A 20,604-nucleotide genomic window follows, 5' to 3' on the forward strand; every position below is an offset into this window, starting at 1 on the left:
CGCGTGTCGACGCGCCGTCCGTACCTTCGAAGTTGGGGCACAACTGTCCATGGCACAGGGCTCGGTGCAGGTGACGCACACCGGAACGTCGCGGTGGCGGCGCCGCACGGGGGAGTACGCCTCCCTCGCCGCCGCCCTGGAAGTGGCGACCGACGGCGACGTCGTCACCGTCGCGCCCGGCACCTACCGGGAGAACCTGGTGCTGGAGCGCACCGTCACCCTGCGCGGCCCGGAACGGGCCGCCTCGGGCTCCGTGCGGATCGCTCCCGCCGAGGGCGTCGCCCTGACCGTCCGGTCCTCCGCGGTCGTCCAGGACCTGCAGATCGAGGCGCAGGACGCCGCGTCCCCCGCGCTGCTCGTCGAGGACGGCGCCGCCGAACTGACCGGGCTGCGGGTGCTGACGCGTTCCGCGGCCGGCATCGAGGTGCGCGGCGGCGCCCGTCCCACGGTGCGCCGCTGCACCGTCGACAACCCCGCGGGCCTGGGCATCAGCGTCACCGGCGGTGCGGGCGGCGTCTACGAGGAGTGCGAGGTCGTCTCTGCCGGGCAGTCGGGCATATCCGTGCGCGACGGTGCCCATCCCCGGCTGGAGCGCTGCCGCGTGCACCACGCCACGGGCGCCGGACTGTCGCTGCACGGCGAGGGCAGCGCGGCCGAGGCGGTCGGCTGCGAGGTGTACGAGATCAAGGGCAGCGGCGTACAGGTCGTCTCCCGCGCCACCGGCCATCTCACCGACTGCCAGGTCCACCGCACCTCCGCGGACGGCGTCACCCTCGACACCGACGCCGTGCTCACTCTCGCCGACTGCGACATCCACGACATTCCCGAGAACGCCCTGGATCTGCGGGCCCGTTCGGTGCTCACCCTCACCCGCTCCACGGTCCGGCGCTTCGGACGCAACGGCATCTCCGTGTGGGACCCGGGTACCCGCGCCGACGCCAACGGCTGCGAGATACACGAGAGTACGGGCGACTATCCGGCCGTGTGGATCAGCGACGGCGCGACGGCCGTCCTGGACTCCTGCCGGGTGCACAAGGTGCCTGACGCCCTGTTCGTCCTCGACCGCGGCTCCCGCGCCGACGTCATCGACAGCGACCTGACCCAGGTGCGCGGTACGGCGGTCTCCGTGAGCGACGGCGCGACCGTCCAGCTCGACGACTGCCGCATACGGGAGGCCGCCACCGGCGCCTGGTTCCGTGACCACGGCAGCGGAGGCACCCTCGCCAACTGCACCGTCGACGGGGTGGCCACCGGCTTCATCGTCACCAAGGGCGCCGACCCCGACATCGACCGGTGCACGGTCACCTCGCCCACCGAGGCGGGCTTCTACGTCTCCGCCGGGGGACGCGGCACCTTCCACGGCTGCCGCGTCACCGGTTCGCAGGGCTACGGCTTCCACGTCATCGACGGCTGCCGTACGACACTGCGCCGCTGCCGGGCCGAGCGGTGCGCGCGCGGCGGCTACGAGTTCGCCGAGGAGGGCCCGGTCGTCGAGGACTGCACCAGCGACCAGAGCGCCGTCCAGGCCGTCGCCGGCCCCGCACCCGCACCGCGCCCCACGCAGGCGCAGCCCGGTCCCGACGCGGGCGGGACGGGGCTGCTGACCGCTCCCGCCACCGCGCCGCTCCAGCCCAAGAAGGCGGCGTCCGGGGCGGGTTCTGCTGCGGAGACGGCGGAGCCGCCGGCAGGCCCTGCCCGTCCGGCGCAGGAGGTGCTGGGCGAACTGGACACCCTGGTGGGCCTGGACAGCGTCAAGCGCGAGGTGCGGGCACTCACCGACATGATCGAGGTGGGGCGCCGCCGCCAGCGCGCGGGGCTCAAGGCCGCCTCGGTCAGGCGGCATCTGGTCTTCACCGGCTCTCCCGGCACCGGCAAGACGACCGTGGCACGGCTCTACGGCGAGATCCTGCACTCGCTGGGAGTGCTGGAGCGCGGTCACCTCGTGGAGGTCTCCCGCGTCGACCTCGTCGGTGAGCACATCGGGTCCACCGCGATCCGCACCCAGGAGGCGTTCGACCGTGCGCGCGGCGGGGTGCTCTTCATCGACGAGGCCTACGCCCTCTCGCCGGAGGACGGGGGGCGGGACTTCGGCCGGGAGGCCATCGACACGCTCGTGAAACTGATGGAGGACCACCGCGAGGAGGTCGTGGTGATCGCCGCGGGCTACACGGCGGAGATGAAGCGCTTCCTGGCGGTCAACCCCGGTGTCGCCTCCCGCTTCTCACGCACCATCACCTTCGGGGACTACGCGCCGGAGGAACTGCTGCACATCGTGGAGCAGCAGGCCCAGGAGCACGAGTACCACCTCAGCGAGGGCGCCAACGAGGCGCTGCTGAAGTACTTCACCGCGCTTCCCAAGGGCCCCTCGTTCGGCAACGGGCGCACGGCGCGGCAGACTTTCGAGGCGATGGTCGAGCGGCACGCGGGCCGGGTGGCGCAGCTCACCGACCCGGGCACGGAGGAACTCACGCTGCTCTACTCGGACGACCTGCCCGACCCGCTGTGAACATCTCCCCCTCCGGGGGGAGTCCGCCCGTGCGCCGGGCCGCCCGCACCGCTCCCCTCGGCGCCGGCCGCGCGCCGCTGCTGTCCCGGCACCGCGGACGGCTCGTCCGCCGCGCCCTCCGCGGCGGCCGTATTCGCCTCGCCCTGCCCGTGCTCCCCGTCCGCGGCGCAGCCGAGTGCGGGCTCCCTGCTGCGCAGCCGGGCCAGGAGGCGGTCCCTCTCCTCGTCGAAGGCCGGGTCGGCCTGGTACTCGCCGTGTCCGAGGATGGGCGCGGGAAGCGGGTTGCGGACGGTGCGCCCGTAGTCCAGCGGATCCAGCAGCGGCCCCCGGTCCACACCGGGCGCGCTGCCGTCGTCCCGGGCGCGGACGGGGCCGCCGATGGGGTCGGTCAGGCGCCACAGATTGCGCCAGCAGTCCACTTCGTGGTGGAGGTCGCGCAGCTGCCGGGGACCGAAGTAGGCGGGGAACCAGCGCCCGTAGAGCCGCTCCAGCGGTGAGCCGTAGGTGAGCAGGGCGACCTGGCGCCGGGTGACGTGGTCCAGGTGCCACACGGCGGCAGCGGCCAGCACACTGCCCTGGGAGTGCCCGGAGATCACCAGGCGTCCCCCGGTCTGCTGCGTCCAGGTGGCCATCCGCCACGCCAGGTCGGGCACGGCGCGCTCGGCGTAGCAGGGCGGGGCGAAGGGGTGGGCGGCGCGCGGCCAGAACGTGCCGACGTCCCACAGGATGCCGATGGTCCGGCGGGCGGAGGGATCGCGGTAGGCGCGGCGGCCCCAGGTGAGGAGCAGGACGAAGGCGAGGCCGATCAGCCAGGAGCCGAGCGCCTGCGCGGTGTCGGCGAATCCGTCGAGGGCGGCGGGAGCGCCGTTCGCGGCACGGCCGGGCACCTCTCCCGTCAGCCAGGTGCCGAGGACGCCCGCCGCGCCGAGCAGCAGCGTCGTCAGGGCGACGGCGCCCACCACCCACGGCGCGGAGTCGGTGACCGCGGCGCGTGCGATCACGGAGGCGATACGGCGCGAACGGGAGGCGTCGGGCAGCGAGTCGGGGTAGCCGCGCTCCACGTCGTGCGTCAGCTCCCGGCTGCGGCGGGCGATTCGGAGCAGGAACCCCACCAGCAGCAGGAGCACGGCACCGAGGAGTACGGGGATGGCGGAGGACTGCCAGGTCAGCAGTACCGGCGGCCCCTCGATGAGCCCGTTGCCCATTCCGGGGGTGCCGGGGCCGTCGAGCCAGTCCCCGACCCGCTGGGTCACCCCGCCGGACATCACGCTCCCCAGCGCACAGGCCAGCATCGCCACGGCCGAGGCACCCAGCCCCTTCAGCACCGTGCGGGGGACGGGCCGTTGACGGTGCAGCCACACGCCCAGCACACCGAGGGCGGCGACGAGCGCACCCTGTCCCACCGTCAGAACTCCGAACGTCTCGTCCCCCGGCAGCTCTCCCCCGGCCGAGACCCACCGCGGACGCGACCAGGCCGCGTGCACGGCGGCGAGCAGCAGCACGGCGACCGTCAGACCGGGAAGAGCCCGCACGGTGACCTTGTCGAGGGCGTCGTCGGGTTCGCTCTCCTTGCGGCCGCGCCGGCACACCACGTACAGCACCCACACGGCGCACGCGACGATCAGCACCTCGATCAGCCAGCCCAGCGCGTCGAGTGCTCCGCTGCCGCCCGGTTTACGGTCGTAGCGGGTCGTGGCGGCGGCCAGCGCGGCGGCGACGGTGAGGAACCCGGCGGCGGTGTGCGCCGCGCGCAGCCGGGCCACCAGCCGCTTGCCGTACCAGAACCCGGGCAGGCACAGGGCGGGCCGCTCCCCCGCCTGCACGTCGTCCTCGGCCACGGGCCGCTTCAGCGGCGGCTGCGACTCGTACGCCGCCCACGTGCGGTGGGAGAGCCACCACAGCAGCACGGTCAGCACGAAGGGCACCACGGCGGCCAGCGCGAGGCGGCGGCCCGGCTGGCTCCACCAGCCGCCCTGCCCCGCCTCGTCCTGCGCCATGAAGCCCAGCCAGGAGCGCTCCTCCGCGCACGCGGAGGAGCCCGCGCACTGCCAGGCGACGAGGTCGAGAGCGACCTCGCAGGCGGCGGCGACCAGCAGCACGGTCAGGCTCAGGGCGACCAGCCGCACCAGCACACCGTGCAGACGTACGGCAAGCCGGCGGCCGTGGACGGCGGGACGCATCCAGTGCGCGAGGTTGGCCACCATGAAGGGCAGCAGGATCAGCCACAGGGCGCGGGCGCCGTTCCCGGAGGTCAGGTTGGACCAGGAGTAGGCCTCGGGCACGGGCTTGTCGGTGTACTCGTGCGGGCGGGCCTCGGCGCCGGTGTCGTCGGTGCGCCGGTAGACCGCTGCCGTGGTGTCGCCGGTGACGCGCTCTATGCGCGGGTCGCCCAGCATCTCCTGCGGGCTGGTGCCGCCCACCCCGTGCACGAGCAGTTCCAGGTTCAGTCCCGGAGGCGGGTCGACTCCCGAGTCGGGCGCGACCGTTCGTACGGTCCCGGCTTCCGGTCCGCCGTGCTCGTCCTGCTGCAATGTCCCGCTCCCCCGAGGCGTCACGTGTGGTCCCTCGCCGGACCATCCTGCCCGGGTGGGTGCACCGCTCAGTCCCTCCACACAGAAGCCACGCGAAATCGTGACGTCGGCCGCTCCCGCGCCGCATGGGAGTATGAGCGGGCGGGACGTGCGGTGACGAAGGGACGGAAGACGGCGTGGGCGACAACCAGAACCTGCTCGCGGAGCAGCGGCGGGCGCTCATCCTGGAGGAGGTGCGGCGCCGCGGCGGAGCCCGGGTGGGCGAGCTGACGCGCAAGCTGATGGTCTCCGACATGACGGTGCGCCGGGACCTGGACACGCTGGCCCGCCAGGGCGCCCTGGAGAAGGTGCACGGCGGCGCGGTTCCACTGGCGGAGGCCAGCACGCACGAACCCGGGTTCGAGGCGAAGTCGTCGCTGGAGCTGTCGGCGAAGGCGGACATCGCCCGGGCGGCGGTCACGATGGCTCAGCCCGGCAGCGCCATCGCGCTCTCCGGCGGCACGACGACGTACGCGCTGGCGCAGCAGCTCGTCGACGTGCCGGAGCTGACGGTGGTCACCAACTCGGTGCGCGTCGCGGACATCTTCCACACCCGCCAGCGCGGCCCGGGCGGCGTGCGCACGCCACGGCCCGGTGCCGCGACGGTGGTGCTCACCGGCGGTGTGCGCACGCCCTCGGACTCACTGGTAGGTCCGGTCGCCGACGCGGCGATCCGCTCGCTCCACTTCGATGTCCTCTTCCTCGGCGTGCACGGCATATCCCCCGAGGCCGGGCTCTCGACGCCGAACCTGGCGGAGGCCGAGACGAACCGGCGTTTCGTCGGCTCCGCGCGGCGCGTGGTCGTCGTCGCGGACCACACCAAGTGGGGGACGGTGGGGTTGAGTTCGTTCGCCTCGCTGGAACAGGTAGGCACTCTCGTCACCGACAGCGGACTGCCCGCCGGAGCACGTGCAGAGATGGAGGAGCACCTGCCGGGCCTGGTGGTGGCCGGCGAGCCGGAGGGCGAGGCCGGGGAGAGACAGCCGCGGGAGGGCTGAGCTCCCGCCCCGGCCCGGACGGGCCGCCCGGCAGACACCCGCCGGTGACGGGCTGTCAGCCCTCCCGCCACTCTCCGGTCGCCAGGAAGGTCTCGATGGTCCGCAGGAAGGGGGCGATGTCGAGGCCCTGGCCGGCGAGCCAGGCGTCCGAGTAGTACTTGTCGAGGTATCGCTCGCCCGGGTCGCAGATCAGGGTGACCACACTGCCCGTGGCGCCTTCGCGGACCATCTCCGAGACGATCTTGAGGGCACTCCACAGGCCGGTGCCGGTGGAGCCGCCCGCGCGCCGCCCTATGGCTTCCTCCAGGGCTCGCAGCGCCGCCATGCTCGCAGCGTCGGGGACCTTCATCATCCGGTCGACCGCGGCGGGCAGGAAGCTGGGCTCCATCCGGGGACGTCCGATGCCCTCGATGCGGGAGCCGTCCTCGCTGGATGCGCCGGGGTCGCCGCCGAGCCAGCCGTCGAAGAAGCAGGAGTTCTCCGGGTCGGGGACGCACACACGGGTGTCGGACTGGGTGTAGCGCACGTAGCGGGCGATGGTCGCGGAGGTTCCGCCGGTGCCCGCGGTGGCCACGATCCAGGCGGGCTCGGGGAAGCGTTCGAGGCGCAGCTGTTCGTAGACGGACTCCGCGATGTTGTTGTTGCCCCGCCAGTCCGTGGCCCGCTCCGCGTAGGTGAACTGGTCCATGTAGTGGCCTCCGGTCTCCTCCGCGAGCGCGGCGGAGACCTCGTACACCGTCCGGGGGTCCTCCACGAGATGGCACCGGCCGCCGTGGAACTCGATGAGTCTGGTCTTCTCCCGGCTTGTCGTGCGCGGCATCACCGCGATGAAGGGGACGCCGATCAGCTTCGCGAAGTAGGCCTCGCTGACCGCGGTGGAGCCCGACGACGCCTCGATGACCGGCCTGCCGGGCCGGATCCAGCCGTTGCACAGCCCGTAGAGGAACAGGGAGCGGGCCAGCCGGTGCTTGAGACTGCCGGTGGGGTGGGTGGACTCGTCCTTGAGGTACAGGTCGATGCCCCACTCCTCGGGGAGCGGGAAGGACAGCAGGTGGGTGTCTGCGCTGCGGTTGTTGTCGGCCTGCACCCTTCGGACGGCTTCCTTGAGCCAGCCGCGGAGCTCGGCGTCGCTGCGGTCGACGTCGAGCGTGGCGGAGGGCTTCGTGTGCCGTGGGGCCGGCGGTGGATCGATGGTGCTCACATGCCGATCATAGGAGGGCCCTCTGGCGGAGCCCGCAGCTTGCGGGCACACTTCACAGAGGGTATATGGCGGCCTGCTGGGGGTACCGGGGCCGCTGTGGACTGGTGGGAGGTAACCGTGGCGGAGCCGGAGTACGACACGGGCGGGGTCCGGATACGGCGGATGATGCGCTCACTCACCCGTGCGGGCCATGTCCAGGTACGGGACGGACAGTTGGTGCTGATGACCAGCTACGGGAGCGAGATCGACAGCGCTCCCGTGGAAAAGGTGCGGATCAGCGGTTACGGCATGCAGGACAGCGCTCTGGCAACCCTCGGCGGCACGCGCTACGTGCTGCGGTTCGGCCTCGGCAGACGGGCGGGCCTGCTGAGCGCGGTGCGCACGGCCCGTGCCAAGGCCGCAGCCGAACGCGGGGTCCTGGGAGCCTGAAACCGTACGGACGGCCGTACGGCGGCAGCCCGGCAGCAGCCGGGTGACGGTCGGCCGCCGGCGGGCTCGCGTTGCGGGACGGCCGGGCGCCGCCCATCCTGGCCGTGTGTCCTTCATCACATGCCCCTCGCGCCTCCCCGGCGCACGCACGACCGGGGAGCCGCTGCCATGACCGGCAGGGCCGCCGCACGGTCGCGCACCCATTGCGCGGTCGAGTTCGAGGCGCTGCCCTCACGGATCGGGCAGGTGCGCCGGATCATCACGGCGCAGCTGCGCCACTGGCGGCTGGACCCGCTCATCGACGCCGCGGCGCTGGGCGTGACCGAGCTGCTGACGAACGTCCACCGCCACACCGGCCCCGACAAGCACTGCACCGTCGAACTGGTCTGGCTGCGCGACCGGCTCACCGTCTCCGTGCGGGACCACGATCCGCGGCTGCCGTGCGTAAGGGCGGCGGAGTCGAGCGCGACGAACGGCCGTGGCCTGGCCCTCATCGAGGCCGTCAGCGACACCTGGGGCATGCGTGCGCAGAACGACGGTTCGGGGAAGGTGGTGTGGTTCACGCTTCCCGTCGTCCTCGGTACGCCGCTGCGTCCCGCCGCCGTTCCCGGTACGACGCCCGCACTGCCCGCGCTCGCCGCTGCGGGCGCCCTGCCGGGAGGGGCGGCCGGCGAGGCGAACGCCTCCGGCGAGACCGTGTCCGCGGCACAGCAGATGCGGGATCCCCGCGCGGCACACGCCTGAGGACGCCGGTCAGCTCCCCGGTGACGGGGACGGGCCGGGGCTGCGCCTCTGCGCCGGGAGCCGCCGCGGAGGGGCACTCGCCTCGTCCCGCGGCCGGCGGGCCGCGTAGCCCCCGCGGGTAGTGCTCGCGTCGCCAGCGGCCGACGCCGACGTCACGGGAGGCCCGGGGTACCTGTGCGGCCGCGCCGCGCGTCAGAGGGAGACGGCGATCCCGACGTGCGGGCGCTTGCCGAACCTGAGCAGCGCGCCGCCCGAGTCGGTCACACGGAACTGCCAGCCGTACTTGCGGGTCATCGCCCTGCGCACCCGCTCCAGCCCGCCGGGCTCCGTCATCAGCCTCGCGGTGCCCTCCACCGGCTGGGCGTCCTCGGCGGTGCGTCCACGGACGTCGCACGCGGTCACGGTGACGCGGGTACCGTTGCGCACGCGTTTGACCTTCCCGCTGTCCGCGCGGGTCCACACGAGGAGTTCGCCCTCGTCCTCGACGGCCCATACGGGCGTGGGCACGGCGGTGCCGTTGCGGCGGAAGGTCACGAGGCTGACGTACCGGCTGGCGGCGATCTGAGCTCTGGTCACCGCACGACAGTAGTACCGCGAGCGCCGGGAGGGCACCTCCGTGCCGCCGTCCGGGCGGGGAGTGCGCTACTGCGGCACCGGAGTCCGGGCGGTCACCCCGCTCGCAGATCGCGGCGCATGCACACCCGGGGCCAGCGGTCCAGGCCCGCCAGCGCCTCCTCCGCGCGGATCCTGCGCAGTCCGGGCGTCAGTTCGGCGGGGGCGAGGACGCGAAAACCGCAGCGCTCGTAGTACGGCGCGTTCCACGGCACTTCGGCGAAGGTGCACAGGGTGAGCGCGGGCGTCCCCGCTGCCTCCGCGCGAGCCGCCACGTGCTCGATCAGTGATCTGCCGATGCGCCGCCGCGCGGCGTCCGGGTGGACGGAGACCTGTTCTATGTGGACGTTGCCGTCGAGGGACTCGGCCAGGACGTAGGCCACGGCAGGTTCCTCCTCGCCCTCCGCGGCCACCCACAGTCCGCCGTCGGCGGCGTAGCGCCGCAGGGCACTCAGCGGAGGCGGCACATCGTCCGCGACCGGATCCATGCCCACGTCGCGGAAGCAGCGGCCCGCGGCCCGTTCGACGTCCTGAAGGCGCCTCAGATCCGCTTCACGCCCGGCTCTGATGCACACGGCCATCATGCTGCCAGTGTTCCCAGCGGATCGTCGAGGACGGGCTGCCACGCCAACTCCGCCGCTCCCACCAGGCTGTTGTGCCGCAGCGAGCCCGGCAGCACCGGCACACCGCCGCTCCGGCCCCACAGGCTCCTGTCGGCGACCACGGCACGCAGCCGGTCCCCGTCCGTCTCCAGCAGGGTGCGGTGCAGACCGCCGAGGATGACGCGGTCGGGGTTGAGGATGTTGACGAGTCCGGCCAGACCGAGGCCGAGCCGGTCGATGAGTGTCCCGACGGCGGTGCGGACCGCCGGGTCCGTGGCGTACCCGGTGCGGATCAGCTCCTGCGAGCGCTGCAGCAGCGAGACCTCCGGGCCCGGTTCACGCCCGGCCGCCTCGATGAACGCCAGCGGGTCGGTCTCCACGTCCAGGCAGCCTCGGCTGCCGCAGTGGCACGGGCGTCCGCCGGGGTCGACGGTGAGATGCCCGACCTCCAGGGCGAGCCCCGAACTGCCGGTGTGGAGACGGCCGTCGAGCACCAGAGCACCGCCGACGCCACGGTGGCCGGTGCCCACGACGAGCAGGTCCTGGGCGCCGCGGCCGGCCCCGTGACGGTGCTCGGCGAGTGCGGCGAGGTTGATGTCGTTGGCGGCGAAGCCGGCGGCGGGCCTGCTGCCGCAGAGCCCGGGAATGCGGGCGTCCGCCAGGCTGCGGGTGAAGATCTCCCGTACGGGGGCGCCTGCTTCCCAGGCGAGGTGCAGCGGGTTGAGCGCGGTCCCCTCCGGCTCGGCGACGGCGGAGGGGACGGCGAGCCCGGCTCCCACGCAGCGGCGCCCGGTCTCCCGGAGCAGCCCGGCTCCTGCCCCGACGACTTCGCGCAGCACGTGTGCCGGGTCGGCGGCGACCGTGCCGGATCCGGGCGCCGTGGCGACGATCCGGCCGCCGAGGCCGACGAGCGCCGCGCGGAAGCCGTCGGCGTGCACCTGCGCGGCGAGCACGACGGGCCCGTCAGGGTTGACGGAGAGCCGGTGCGAGGGGCGGCCCTGGGTGCCGGAGGCGCCGCCGGGCCGGGAGTCGACCGTGATCAGACCGAGCGTCTCCAGCTCGGCGGCGACTGCCCCGGCGGTCGCCCGTGTCACGCCGAGTTCGGCGGTGAGGACGGCGCGCGTGGGCGCTCTGCCGGTGTGGACGAGTTCCAGTGCCGGGCCGAGGGCGCTGCGGCCTCTCTCCAGTTTGCTTGTACGCGTGGGGGTCACCCCTCTATTGTCGCTTTGTGTCGACACTGAACAAAATACGGTCGGCGCTTGCCGGTCCGAAGGGGCGCGGCGGTGCTCCCGCCGGGGCCGCCCCCGCAGATCCGGTCAGGCGCCGCCTCCGTATCGCCATCACCGCTTTCTTCGCCATGGACGGCTTCCTCTTCGCCGGCTGGGTGGTGCGCATCCCGGCGATCAAGGAGCAGACCGGGGCGTCCCCGGGCACTCTCGGACTCGCCCTGCTCGGCGTGTCCGCGGGCGGCGTGATCACCATGATGGCGACAGGACGACTGTGCCACCGCTTCGGCAGCCATGCCGTGACCGTCGCCGCCGGCGTCCTGCTCGCGCTGGGCGTCGCCCTGCCGCCCCTGACCCGCTCCGCGCTCTGGCTGGGAGTCGTACTCCTCGTCTTCGGAGCGGCCTACGGAGCACTGAACGTGGCGATGAACGCCGCGGCCGTCGATCTGATCGCCGCCATGCGCCGTCCCGTCATGCCCGCCTTCCACGCCGCGTTCAGCCTGGGCGGGATGCTCGGCGCGGGCCTGGGCGGCCTGGTGGCCGGCCAGTTGACGCCCACCCGCCATCTGCTGCTGCTCACCGCCGTCGGCCTCGCCGTGACCGCTGCTGCGGGGCCCACGCTGCTGAGACACCCGGCACCCCCGGGGCCGTCCGGCTCACCGCCGCCGGAACCGGCCGGGTCCACGCGGGACGGGGCGGGCACCGCCCAGGACTCCGGTCCGGGAAGTGAACATGCCCCCGGCGCCCGTTCCCTGAAGGGCCGGACCCGCAAGCTGGTCCTGGGGCTGGGGCTGATCGCGATGTGCACGGCCTACGGCGAGGGTGCCCTCGCCGACTGGAGCGCCCTGCACCTCGCCGACGACCTCGGCGCCGGTCCCGGACTCGCCGCCGCCGGGTACTCCGTCTTCGCGCTCGCCATGACGGTGGGCCGTCTGAGCGGCACGGCGCTGCTCGAACGGCTCGGCCAGAGCCGCTCACTGACCGCGGGCGGCCTCACGGCCGGAGCGGGCATGCTGCTGGGCTCGCTGGCGCCCTCGGTGTGGCTCGTCCTGACCGGCTTCGTGATCACCGGACTGGGCCTGGCAAACCTCTTCCCCGTCGCTGTGGCCCGCGCCGGCGCTCTCGCGGGCCCGAGCGGGGTGGCGGCGGCCTCGACCCTCGGCTACGGCGGGATGCTGCTGGGGCCTGTCGCTATCGGGTTCCTCGCGGAGTGGTTCTCCCTGACGGCTGCGCTCACGACGGTCGCCCTGCTGGCCGTGCTCGCGGCCGGAGTCGCCTGGACCGTACGGGCGGAGATCGCCGAATGACCCGCAGGTGACCGGCGGGGTTGCCCTGACGGCTTCGTCCGGTCACCGCCACAAACACGCCCGGCACACCCGCGCACGGTCACCGGACGGGCGTCTCCGCCCCGTCCGGTGACCGCCCGTACGGCCTGCGTGCCTGCCGTGCTGTGCTGTGCTGTGCTGTGCTGTGCTGTGCTGTGCTGTGCTGTGCTGTGCCAAGTCAGGTCAGGTCAGGTCAGGTCAGGTCAGGTCAGGTCAGGTCAGGTCAGCGTGAGCGTCGTACACAGGTCCGCCTCCGAGCTGCCTCCGGCGTAGATCTCGAACTCCCCGGGTTCGACGAGGAGTTCGCCCCTGGGGTCGTTGGTGTGGAAACCCAGGTCGTCGGCGCCCAGTTCGAAGACGACCGTCCGCCGCTCACCCGCCTCCAGCGTGACCCGTTCGAAGCCCCGCAGGCGCCGCACCGGCTGCGCAAGGCTGGCGACCTTGTCCCGGACGTAGAGCTGTGCGACCTCATCACCCGCGCACTGCCCGGTGTTGGCCACCTCCACCGTCACCTCGACCCTCGCCGAGCCCTCGTGCACGTCCCGCGCGCTCACGCGTTCCCGGCTCAGCGTGAGCCCGGAGTAGCCGAAAGTGGTGTAGCTGAGGCCGTGGCCGAAGGGGAAGAGGGGGCCGTGGGGCAGGTCGAGGTACTTGGAGGTGTACTTGTCGTCCGGGTCGTAGGGGCGGCCCGTGTTCTCGTGCGCGTAGTGCTCGGCGAGCTGGCCCACCGCACGGGGGAAGGTCGCGGGAAGCTTCCCGCCGGGGTTCACCTCGCCGAACAGGACGTCGGCGACGGCGTTGCCGCCCTCCAGACCGGGGTGCCAGGCGTTGAGGATCGCCGGCGAGGACTCTTCGACACCGGAGAGCGCCAGCGGACGGCCCGCGAGGACCACCACCGCGAACGGCTTGCCGGTGCGTGCGATTTCACGCACCAGCGCTGCCTGGGCGCCGGGGAGAGTGATGTCGCTGCGGGCCGCGGCCTCTCCGCTGTCCCCCGCCCTCTCCCCCACCACGACGACCGCGGCCTCGGACGCCCGTACGGCCGCCGCGGCACGGGCGAACCCGCCGGTGTCGCCGCCGGTGACCTCGCACCCGCGGACGAAGGTCACCTCCGCCTCCGGTACGGCCCTCCTGACCCCCTCCAGCACGGACACCGCGGGGAACTCGCGCGAGCCCGGACCGGCCCATGTGCCGTGCAGTTCCCAGGAGTCGTCGCCGAGCGGGCCGATGACGGCGAGCGAGGAGACATCCTTGCCGAAGGGGAGAGTGCGCTGTTCGTTCTTCAGCAGGACCATGCAGCCGGCGGCGGCCTCGCGCGCGTGACGCCGTGCCGCGTCGGTGGGACGCGCGATCTGGCCGTCCTCGTCAGCGTAGGGGTTCTCGAACAGGCCGAGCCGGGTCTTGACGCGCAGGATGCGGGTGACGGCGTCGTCCAGCCGTTCGGGGGTGATCTTCCCGGATTCCAGCAGCTCCTTGCCGTTCTCGGCGTAGGTGGTGCTGACCATCTCCATGTCGACACCGGCCCCGAGCGCGAGCCGTGCTGCGTCCGCCCCGCCTGCGGCGACACCGTGCGCGATCAGCTCCCGCACTCCGTTGTAGTCGCCGACGACGAAGCCGTCGAAGCCCAGCTCCTCGTGCAGGACTCCGGACAGGAGGTGCGCGTTGGCGTGCGCGGGAAGTCCGTTGACCGTGTTGAACGCGGCCATCACGGTGGCCACTCCGGCATCCACGGCGGCCTTGAACGGCGGCAGCGCCACGTCGCGCAGCCGCCGTTCGGAGATGTCGACGGTGTTGTAGTCCCGGCCGCCCTCGGGGAAGCCGTAGCCGACGAAGTGCTTGACGCAGGCGGCGAGACGGCCCGGGGCGCCGTAGTCCTCGCCCTGGTAGCCGCGCACCTTTGCCGCCGTGAGACGCGCCGTCAGATACGGGTCCTCGCCGCTGCCCTCGGCGACGCGCCCCCAGCGGGGCTCGCGGCTGACGTCGGCCATCGGCGCGAACGTCCAGTGCACGCCCCAGGACGCCGCCTCGCGGGCGCTCACCTCCGCGTCCCGTATCACCACTTCCGGGTCGAAGCTGGCGCCCTGTGCCAGCGGCACGGGGAAGGTGGTCAGGAAGCCGTGGACGACGTCGAGCCCGAAGACCAGCGGTATTCCCAGCCGTGACTCCTCGACGGCGATCCGCTGGAGCTCGTTGCACTCCGCGGCCCCCGTGATGTTGAGGACCGATCCCAGCAGGCCCTCGGCGGCGGCCTCGCGGGCGGCCTCGTTCTGGCCTTCTCCGGGGCCGGTGTCGGGGTTCCACGTCAGCTGCTGCAGCTGCCCGAACTTCTCCTCGACCGTCATCCGGGCAAGCAGTTCCCGCACGCGGTGCTCGGTCCTGTCGTCGCCGCGGGTGCCGGGGGCCGCCGGCCGTCCGGACGGCCCGGAAGGCTCGGAAGACCCGGAGAGAGTGCGGGCGGCCGGTTCGGCAGCGGCGGGCGTGGCCGCGGACGGTGCCGCGGACGCCTGCGGGCCGAGGACGGCGGCGCCCGTGGATGACCTGGACACGCTGCGTCGGCTGACGTTTTCGGCCACTCGGATCTCCTTCTGCGGTCATGGGGACCGGTGCACCCGGCACTTGACGACAGGGCAGTCAATCCCGGAGGGCCAGAACGGTCAAGAGATGAAAAGGGAAAGCGCTCTGATTGCGTGGGAGCGCGACCATGTCTTCATTCACCGAAGTCACGGGCGCCCCACGCGTCATGGTGACCGGCAGCGCGAACACGGCCCGGGGAAGGGCTGTTCGGCGTGCCGCCGGGCCGCTGGCCCGCCGCCGGCGGGACGGGGCGGAGCCGTCGGCCGAGCCGGCCCGGGACGGACCCGGACATCCCCTCGGTCAGGCCAGGCCCACCTGACGGGCGAGACCGGTGGCGGCGTGGTCGAAGAAGGCGTCGCGCGCGTCGATGACGCGCTCCAGCTGGCCGAACAGCTCGAAGCTCAGCAGGCCGAACAACTGCGCCCAGGCGGCGGCCAGTTCGGCCATCGCGGACGCGGGCAGTGCGACGCCGAGCCGCTCGGTCAGCGCGCGTGCGTCCTCGATGACGGCCGCGGGCGCGGGAGGCGGGTGAGGGGTCCCGGGGTGGAGGGGACCGTCAGCGGAGCCGTCGGGACCGCTGACCCGCAGGGCTCCGGCGGCGTGAGCGTCCGCGGCGACGGCGACCAGCGTCAGGGCCGCTCGGGCTGCGGGCCCCGTGGTGGAGTCGGGGGCCGCGTATCCGGGGACGGGTGAGCCGTAGATGAGGGCGTACTCGTGCGGGTGAGCCAGGGCCCATGCCCGTACGGCGCGGCAGACCGCCTGCCAGCGCGCGAGGTGGGAGTCGCCCTGTGCCGTGGAGTCCGCCAGGGCCGCCTCGGCGGCGGCGCCCAGCGCGTCGTAGGAGTCGGTGATCAGGGCGGTGAGCAGGTCGTCACGGCCGGGGAAGTAGCGGTAGAGCGCCGAGGAGACCATGCCCAGGCGGCGGGCGACCGCGCGGAGGGAGAGCTTGGCCGCGCCGCCCTCGGCGAGCTGTCTGCGCGCCTCGTCCTTGATGGCGGCGGTGATCTCGCCGCGCGCCCGCTCCCTGGCTCCCTGGATCCCGGTCATGTGCCTCAGTGTGCCAGCTTTCGGAGCAGTGACCAATAACGAGAGCAGTGCTCTTGAATCAGTGCACCGATCATGCAACACTGCACTTGAGTGAGAGCAGTGCTCTCTCTCACTGGTTACCTCCGGCCCCTCTGCGACCGCTCACGAAAGGCCCACCGCCATGACCAGCGCACACTTCATCAGACCCGACCGGTTCACACGCCGCGTACTCAACCCCACCGTCGCCTGGCTCGCCCGCCGCGGAGTCAGCCTCGCCGGCTCCCGCGTACTCGCCGTCCGCGGCCGCAAGAGCGGTGAGTGGCGCCGTACGCCCGTCAACCCGCTCCCCCTCCACGGCAGCCGGTACCTCGTCGCCCCGCGCGGCCACGTCCAGTGGACCCACAACATGCGCGCGGCCGGCGGCGGCGAACTGCACAAGGGCAAGCACGTCGAGGCTTTCCGCGCGGTGGAACTGGCCGACGAGGACAAGCCCGACGTACTGCGTGCCTACATCAAGAAGTGGAGCTGGGAGGTCTCCGCGTTCTTCAAGGGGCTCAGCGCGGAGTCGACCGACGAGGAACTGCTCGCGGCGGCCCCCAAGTACCCGGTCTTCCGGATCACGCAGGACACGCAGCACTCCGGGGGCCCCGGGGCGGCGGGGCAGCGGGGAGCGCCCGGCGTCTGAGCCGGCTCAGCACAGCGTGCCGGGCGGGAGCGGCCGGCAACTGGAGCGGGAGCGGCCCCGCCGCCCGGGGCCCCGGGCGGGCCACCGGCGGGCGGCCCCCGCAGCCGGGTCAGCGCGTCACTGCTTGTCCAGCGTGTCCAGCGCGCGCCGGGCGACCGGATGCGTGCGCACCACGTCGGCCAGCGACGTCGCCCCGCGTGTGAAGCGCGCGAAGACGTTCCACGCGGGCCGGAAGCCGGTGAGCGCGGCGTGCAGCATCCCTGGACGGCGTGCGAAGACGTTCAGCATCCGCCGTCCGACCCCCATCTCCACGCCCAATCCGGCCTTGAGGGCGAAGGCGTAGTTCAGCGCCTGCCTGCGGGTGTCCACCGCGTCGTGCGACTCCGCGATACGTACGGCCCACTCCCCCGCCAGGCGCCCCGAGCGCAGCGCGAAGGAGATGCCCTCGCGTGTCCACGGCTCCAGCAGCCCTGCCGCGTCGCCGCACACCAGCACCCTGCCGCGGGAGAGCGGGGAGTCCTCGGAGCGGCAGCGGGTCAAGTGCCCGGAGGAGATGCTCGGTTCGAATCCGGCCAGTCCGAGCCGGTCCACGAAGTCCTCCAGGTACCGCTTGGTCGCGGCGCCTTCACCGCGTGCGGAGATGACTCCGACGGTGAGCGTGTCCCCCTTGGGGAAGACCCAGCCGTAACTGCCGGGCATGGGGCCCCAGTCGATCAGCACCCGGCCCGCCCAGTCCTCGGCGACGCTGGCGGGCACCGGGATCTCGGCCTCCAGCCCGAGGTCGACCTGGTCCGCCTTGACGCCGACATGTGCGCCGATCCGCCCGGCGCTGCCGTCGGCGCCGACCACGGCGCGTGCGAGTACGGGCTGTTCCTGCCCGGCGAGCACGACGGCGACGGTGCGCCGGTCGGGCACGGAGGCACCGTGCTGCTCGACGCGGGCGACGGACACGCCGGTACGCACCTCGGCCCCGGCCTTGACGGCGTGCTGGACCAGTTCGTTGTCGAGGTCGGACCGGTTGACCAGTCCGAAGAGCATGTTCCGGGAGCGTCTGGTGCGGCTCAGTCTGCCGTTCAGCGAGAACGTCACCGCGTGCACGCGGTCGCGCAGCGGCAGGTCGAACCCGGGGGGCAGCGCGTCACGTGAAGGGCCGATGATGCCGCCGCCGCAGGTCTTGTACCGGGGCAGTTCGGCCTTCTCCAGCAGCAGCACGCGGCGGCCGGCGACTGCCGCCGCATAGGCCGCCGAGGCGCCTGCGGGACCGGCGCCGACCACGACGACGTCCCAGACCGGGTTGTGCCCCTCCTCGTCCGGGAGACGCTCCCCGCCCGGATCCTGACCCCCGCTCAGCTCCCGCTCGCCACCCGGGCGCCGCTGATCGCTCCGGGCCGCCTCCGCGTTCCCGTCTCCGCCCCGGTCCTCTGCCCCGGCTGCGTTCTCGCTGCTCACGATGTGCTTCCGCTCCGCTCGACCTCGGCTTTGCTGCGGCCTGTCGCATCCTACGGCCCCGGGCCCCCGCGACTCGCTGTGGGAGGATCGACGGCGTCTTCTGTGCGCGTGCACCGCACACAGACCGCATACACAGGTGCCCAACGCCGCGCCCACGAGGAGCGTTCCCATGACACTCAGCCAGTCCAGCGGCACGGAAGAGCACACGGACCCCGGCGGTGCCGTCGCCGCGGCCGTCGCCGGTCTCATGCCGCGTGCCCGTACAGAACTGGCCGAGCTGGTCGCCTTCAAGTCGGTGGCGGACCCGGCCCAGTTCCCCGTGAGCGAGTGCGAGGCAGCGGCGAGCTGGGTGGCCGGCGCGCTGCGCTCCGAGGGCTTCCAGGACGTGTCCGTGCTCGACACCCCGGACGGCACCCAGTCCGTCTACGGCGTGCTGCCCGGCCCTGAGGGCGCTCCGACAGTCCTGCTGTACGCGCACTACGACGTTCAGCCCCCGCTGGACGAGAACGCCTGGCACACGCCGCCGTTCACGCTGACCGAGCGCGACGGACGCTGGTACGGGCGCGGCGCCGCCGACTGCAAGGGCGGCATCGTCATGCATCTGCTGGCGCTGCGGGCGCTGCGCGCCGCCGGCGGCGTCCCGGTGACCGTGAAGTTCATCGCGGAGGGCTCGGAGGAGCAGGGCACCGGCGGTCTCCAGCGGTACGCCGAGGCGCACCCGCAGCTCCTGGAGGCCGACACCGTCGTCATCGGCGACACGGGCAACTTCCGCGCGGGCCTGCCGACGGTGACGGCCTCGCTGCGCGGGATGTGCGTGCTCCACGTGCGGGTGGAGACGCTGGAGGGCAACCTCCACTCCGGCCAGTTCGGAGGCGCCGCCCCGGACGCGCTGGCGGCGCTCCTGCGCACTCTCGACTCGGTGCGTGACGCCGACGGTGCCACGGTCATCGACGGTGTGGAGCCGGGCGCGGGCTGGGAGGGTCTGGAGTATCCGGAGGAGGACTTCCGCAGGGACGCGCGCGTACTCGACGGTGTCGCCCTGACGGGCACCGGCAACGTCGCCGAGGACATCTGGGCGCGGCCGTCGGTCACGGTGCTGGGCATCGACTGCCCGCCCGTCGTGGGGGCCACGGCATCCGTCCAGGCCAGTGCGCGTGCGGCTGTCAGCCTGCGGGTGCCGCCGGGCGCGGACACGGTGAAGATGACCGAGGCCCTCATCTCCCACCTGGAGTCGCACGTGCCGTGGGGTGCGCGGCTGAGCGCCGAAGTGACGGGCCAGGGGCAGCCGTTCAGCGCGGACACCGGCAGTCCGGCCTACCGTGCGATGGCCGCGGCACTGCGTGCGGCCTACGACGGGCAGGAGATGCAGATCGCGGGGCAGGGCGGCTCGATCCCGCTGTGCGACACCCTCGCCTCGCTCTATCCGCGGGCGGAGATCCTGCTGATCGGGCTGAGCGAGCCGGAGGCGCAGATCCACGCGGTCAACGAGAGCGTCTCGCCGGAGGAGCTGGAGCGGCTGTCGGTTGCGGAGGCACTCTTCCTGCTGGGGTACGCGCAGCGCGCCTGACGGCAGGGGCCGTCCGGGGAGCTATCCCGCGGGCTCCCCGCCGCCGGCTGCCTCCGGGGGTCCCGCCGGGGCACCGACCGGGACGCCGGCCTCCAGGTAGAGGGGGCAGCCCCTCGCGCGGGCACGCAGCGCCCCCCGCAGCCTCTCCAGGCGCACGGGCGGCAGCAGTCCGGCGGCCTCTTCCTCGGTCACGAAGCGCCATTCGCGCAACTCGGCGCCGGGCAGCAGCAGCCCCCTGATCTCCTCCCGTGTCAGGCGTCCGCCGTCGAAGAGGAGACGCAGACCGCCGTACGCGGGCGGCCGCGGCGGTTCCCAGTCGGTGACCAGCAGCCGCGGGTCGGCGTCCAGGTGCAGGCCCAGCTCCTCGGCGACCTCGCGGACCCCGGCGCGGGCCGGTGCCTCACCCGGTTCGACGACGCCACCGGGGAACTCCCAGCCGGGCTTGTAGGTCGGGTCCACCAGCAGCACACGGCCCCGCTCGTCGAAGAGGAGCACCCCGGCGGCCACGGTCTCGGCGGTCGGCTCGGGCGTCTGCACGATGTCGAGGTTCCCTGCGCCCTCGCGCAGCGCGCCCGCGACGGCTTCCGCGGTCTGCCGCGGGGTCAGCCCGGAGGTCTCCACGGTGTGGGCGTCCTCGGTGAGCCAGGGCAGAGCCGCCGCGTAGTCGGGGAGCTTGCTGCCGAACCAGACGTGGTCCAGCTTTCCGTCGGCGTCCGCACGTTGTTCGATACGTGCGCGAAGGATCGTTTCATCCGCGTGCAGCAGCACATGCCTGACCGGTATGCGGCGGGCGGCGAGCGCACCGAATATCTCGTCCCGGTACTCCTGCCGCAGCAGGGTCATCGGAATGATCAGAGGTCCCGGCACCTCCGTGAGCAGCGCGGCCGCGGTGTCGGCCACCAGCCGACGCCAGGAGGGCAGCTCCTGGTAGTCGTCGATCTGCGCGAGGCGTTCCTTGGGGAGCATGCATCTCAGCCCCCTGCCGACAAGCGCCGGGTCGCAGAGTGTGCTTCCCGGAAGCAGATCCAACAGTTCGTGCGCCGCTGTGGTCTTGCCCGCGCCGAAGGCGCCGTTGAGCCACACGATCACG

Annotated in this window: 16 protein-coding genes; 7 read left to right on the plus strand and 9 right to left on the minus strand. The window is 73.1% G+C overall.

Annotated features, from left to right (window positions below; all coding sequences use genetic code 11):
- The first annotated feature begins 49 nt into the window (after positions 1-49).
- Entirely contained in the window at positions 50-2,506 is a 2,457-nt protein-coding gene (locus tag H343_RS0116825) for a right-handed parallel beta-helix repeat-containing protein (protein WP_028432114.1), read from the plus strand.
- On the opposite strand, the gene H343_RS31065 is transcribed toward H343_RS0116825, so the two are convergent.
- Positions 2,476-5,037, minus strand: coding sequence for a hypothetical protein (locus H343_RS31065; protein WP_486586929.1), 2,562 nt, complete (start codon positions 5,035-5,037; stop codon positions 2,476-2,478). The two genes, H343_RS0116825 and H343_RS31065, sit on opposite strands and share 31 nt — an antisense overlap.
- Positions 5,038-5,213: 176 nt before the next feature.
- Between H343_RS31065 and H343_RS0116835 the strand changes: the two genes are divergently transcribed.
- A complete protein-coding gene (locus tag H343_RS0116835) occupies positions 5,214-6,074 on the plus strand; it encodes a DeoR/GlpR family DNA-binding transcription regulator (RefSeq protein ID WP_028432115.1) in 861 nt (286 codons plus the stop codon).
- A gap of 55 nt (positions 6,075-6,129) precedes the next feature.
- Here H343_RS0116835 and H343_RS31070 read toward each other — a convergent pair whose 3' ends face one another.
- The gene (locus H343_RS31070; RefSeq protein ID WP_051265389.1) at positions 6,130-7,275 is read right to left on the minus strand and encodes a PLP-dependent cysteine synthase family protein; all 1,146 of its coding nucleotides are present in this window, start codon (positions 7,273-7,275) and stop codon (positions 6,130-6,132) included.
- A gap of 117 nt (positions 7,276-7,392) precedes the next feature.
- Between H343_RS31070 and H343_RS0116845 the strand changes: the two genes are divergently transcribed.
- The gene (locus H343_RS0116845) at positions 7,393-7,704 is read left to right on the plus strand and encodes a hypothetical protein (RefSeq protein ID WP_028432116.1); all 312 of its coding nucleotides are present in this window, start codon (positions 7,393-7,395) and stop codon (positions 7,702-7,704) included.
- A 168-nt stretch (positions 7,705-7,872) separates the two neighbouring features.
- On the plus strand, positions 7,873-8,448 hold the full coding sequence (locus tag H343_RS31075; protein ID WP_078505763.1) for an ATP-binding protein: 576 nt from the start codon (positions 7,873-7,875) through the stop codon (positions 8,446-8,448).
- 192 nt (positions 8,449-8,640) lie between these two features.
- On the opposite strand, the gene H343_RS0116855 is transcribed toward H343_RS31075, so the two are convergent.
- From H343_RS0116855 to H343_RS0116865, 3 genes are all read right to left on the minus strand, one after another.
- Positions 8,641-9,024, minus strand: coding sequence for a PPOX class F420-dependent oxidoreductase (locus tag H343_RS0116855; RefSeq protein ID WP_028432117.1), 384 nt, complete (start codon positions 9,022-9,024; stop codon positions 8,641-8,643).
- 92 nt (positions 9,025-9,116) lie between these two features.
- Positions 9,117-9,644 (minus strand): GNAT family N-acetyltransferase, encoded by a 528-nt coding sequence (locus H343_RS0116860; protein WP_486586930.1) that lies wholly within the window; start codon positions 9,642-9,644, stop codon positions 9,117-9,119.
- The gene (locus tag H343_RS0116865; protein ID WP_037904037.1) at positions 9,641-10,873 is read right to left on the minus strand and encodes an ROK family protein; all 1,233 of its coding nucleotides are present in this window, start codon (positions 10,871-10,873) and stop codon (positions 9,641-9,643) included. Before H343_RS0116865 ends, H343_RS0116860 begins: the two co-directional genes overlap by 4 nt.
- 17 nt (positions 10,874-10,890) lie before the next feature.
- On the opposite strand from H343_RS0116865, the gene H343_RS0116875 reads away from it, so the two are divergent.
- Positions 10,891-12,195: an MFS transporter gene (locus H343_RS0116875; protein WP_037904039.1), complete on the plus strand. Its 1,305-nt coding sequence runs from the start codon at positions 10,891-10,893 to the stop codon at positions 12,193-12,195.
- Between the two features lie 236 nt (positions 12,196-12,431).
- On the opposite strand, the gene H343_RS0116880 is transcribed toward H343_RS0116875, so the two are convergent.
- Both H343_RS0116880 and H343_RS0116885 read right to left on the minus strand, forming a co-directional pair.
- The gene (locus H343_RS0116880) at positions 12,432-14,555 is read right to left on the minus strand and encodes a glycoside hydrolase family 3 N-terminal domain-containing protein (protein WP_078505800.1); all 2,124 of its coding nucleotides are present in this window, start codon (positions 14,553-14,555) and stop codon (positions 12,432-12,434) included.
- A gap of 532 nt (positions 14,556-15,087) precedes the next feature.
- Positions 15,088-15,834 carry a TetR/AcrR family transcriptional regulator gene (locus H343_RS0116885; RefSeq protein WP_028432122.1) on the minus strand — a complete coding sequence of 249 codons (747 nt, stop codon included), beginning with the start codon at positions 15,832-15,834 and terminating at the stop codon, positions 15,088-15,090.
- Between the two features lie 160 nt (positions 15,835-15,994).
- On the opposite strand from H343_RS0116885, the gene H343_RS31080 reads away from it, so the two are divergent.
- Positions 15,995-16,498: a nitroreductase/quinone reductase family protein gene (locus H343_RS31080; RefSeq protein ID WP_051265391.1), complete on the plus strand. Its 504-nt coding sequence runs from the start codon at positions 15,995-15,997 to the stop codon at positions 16,496-16,498.
- A gap of 117 nt (positions 16,499-16,615) precedes the next feature.
- Here the strand turns inward: H343_RS31080 and H343_RS0116895 are convergent, their stop codons facing one another.
- On the minus strand, positions 16,616-17,848 hold the full coding sequence (locus tag H343_RS0116895; RefSeq protein WP_028432123.1) for a geranylgeranyl reductase family protein: 1,233 nt from the start codon (positions 17,846-17,848) through the stop codon (positions 16,616-16,618).
- A gap of 346 nt (positions 17,849-18,194) precedes the next feature.
- Here H343_RS0116895 and H343_RS31085 point away from each other — a divergent pair, with 346 nt between their 5' ends.
- Positions 18,195-19,514, plus strand: a complete 1,320-nt coding sequence (locus H343_RS31085) for a M20/M25/M40 family metallo-hydrolase (protein ID WP_037904112.1) — start codon at positions 18,195-18,197, stop codon at positions 19,512-19,514.
- 21 nt (positions 19,515-19,535) lie between these two features.
- On the opposite strand, the gene H343_RS31090 is transcribed toward H343_RS31085, so the two are convergent.
- Complete coding sequence (locus H343_RS31090) at positions 19,536-20,603, minus strand: NUDIX domain-containing protein (RefSeq protein WP_051265395.1); 1,068 nt, start codon at positions 20,601-20,603, stop codon at positions 19,536-19,538.
- Position 20,604 lies beyond the last annotated feature (1 nt).

This window comes from Streptomyces sp. TAA204 (assembly GCF_000424965.1).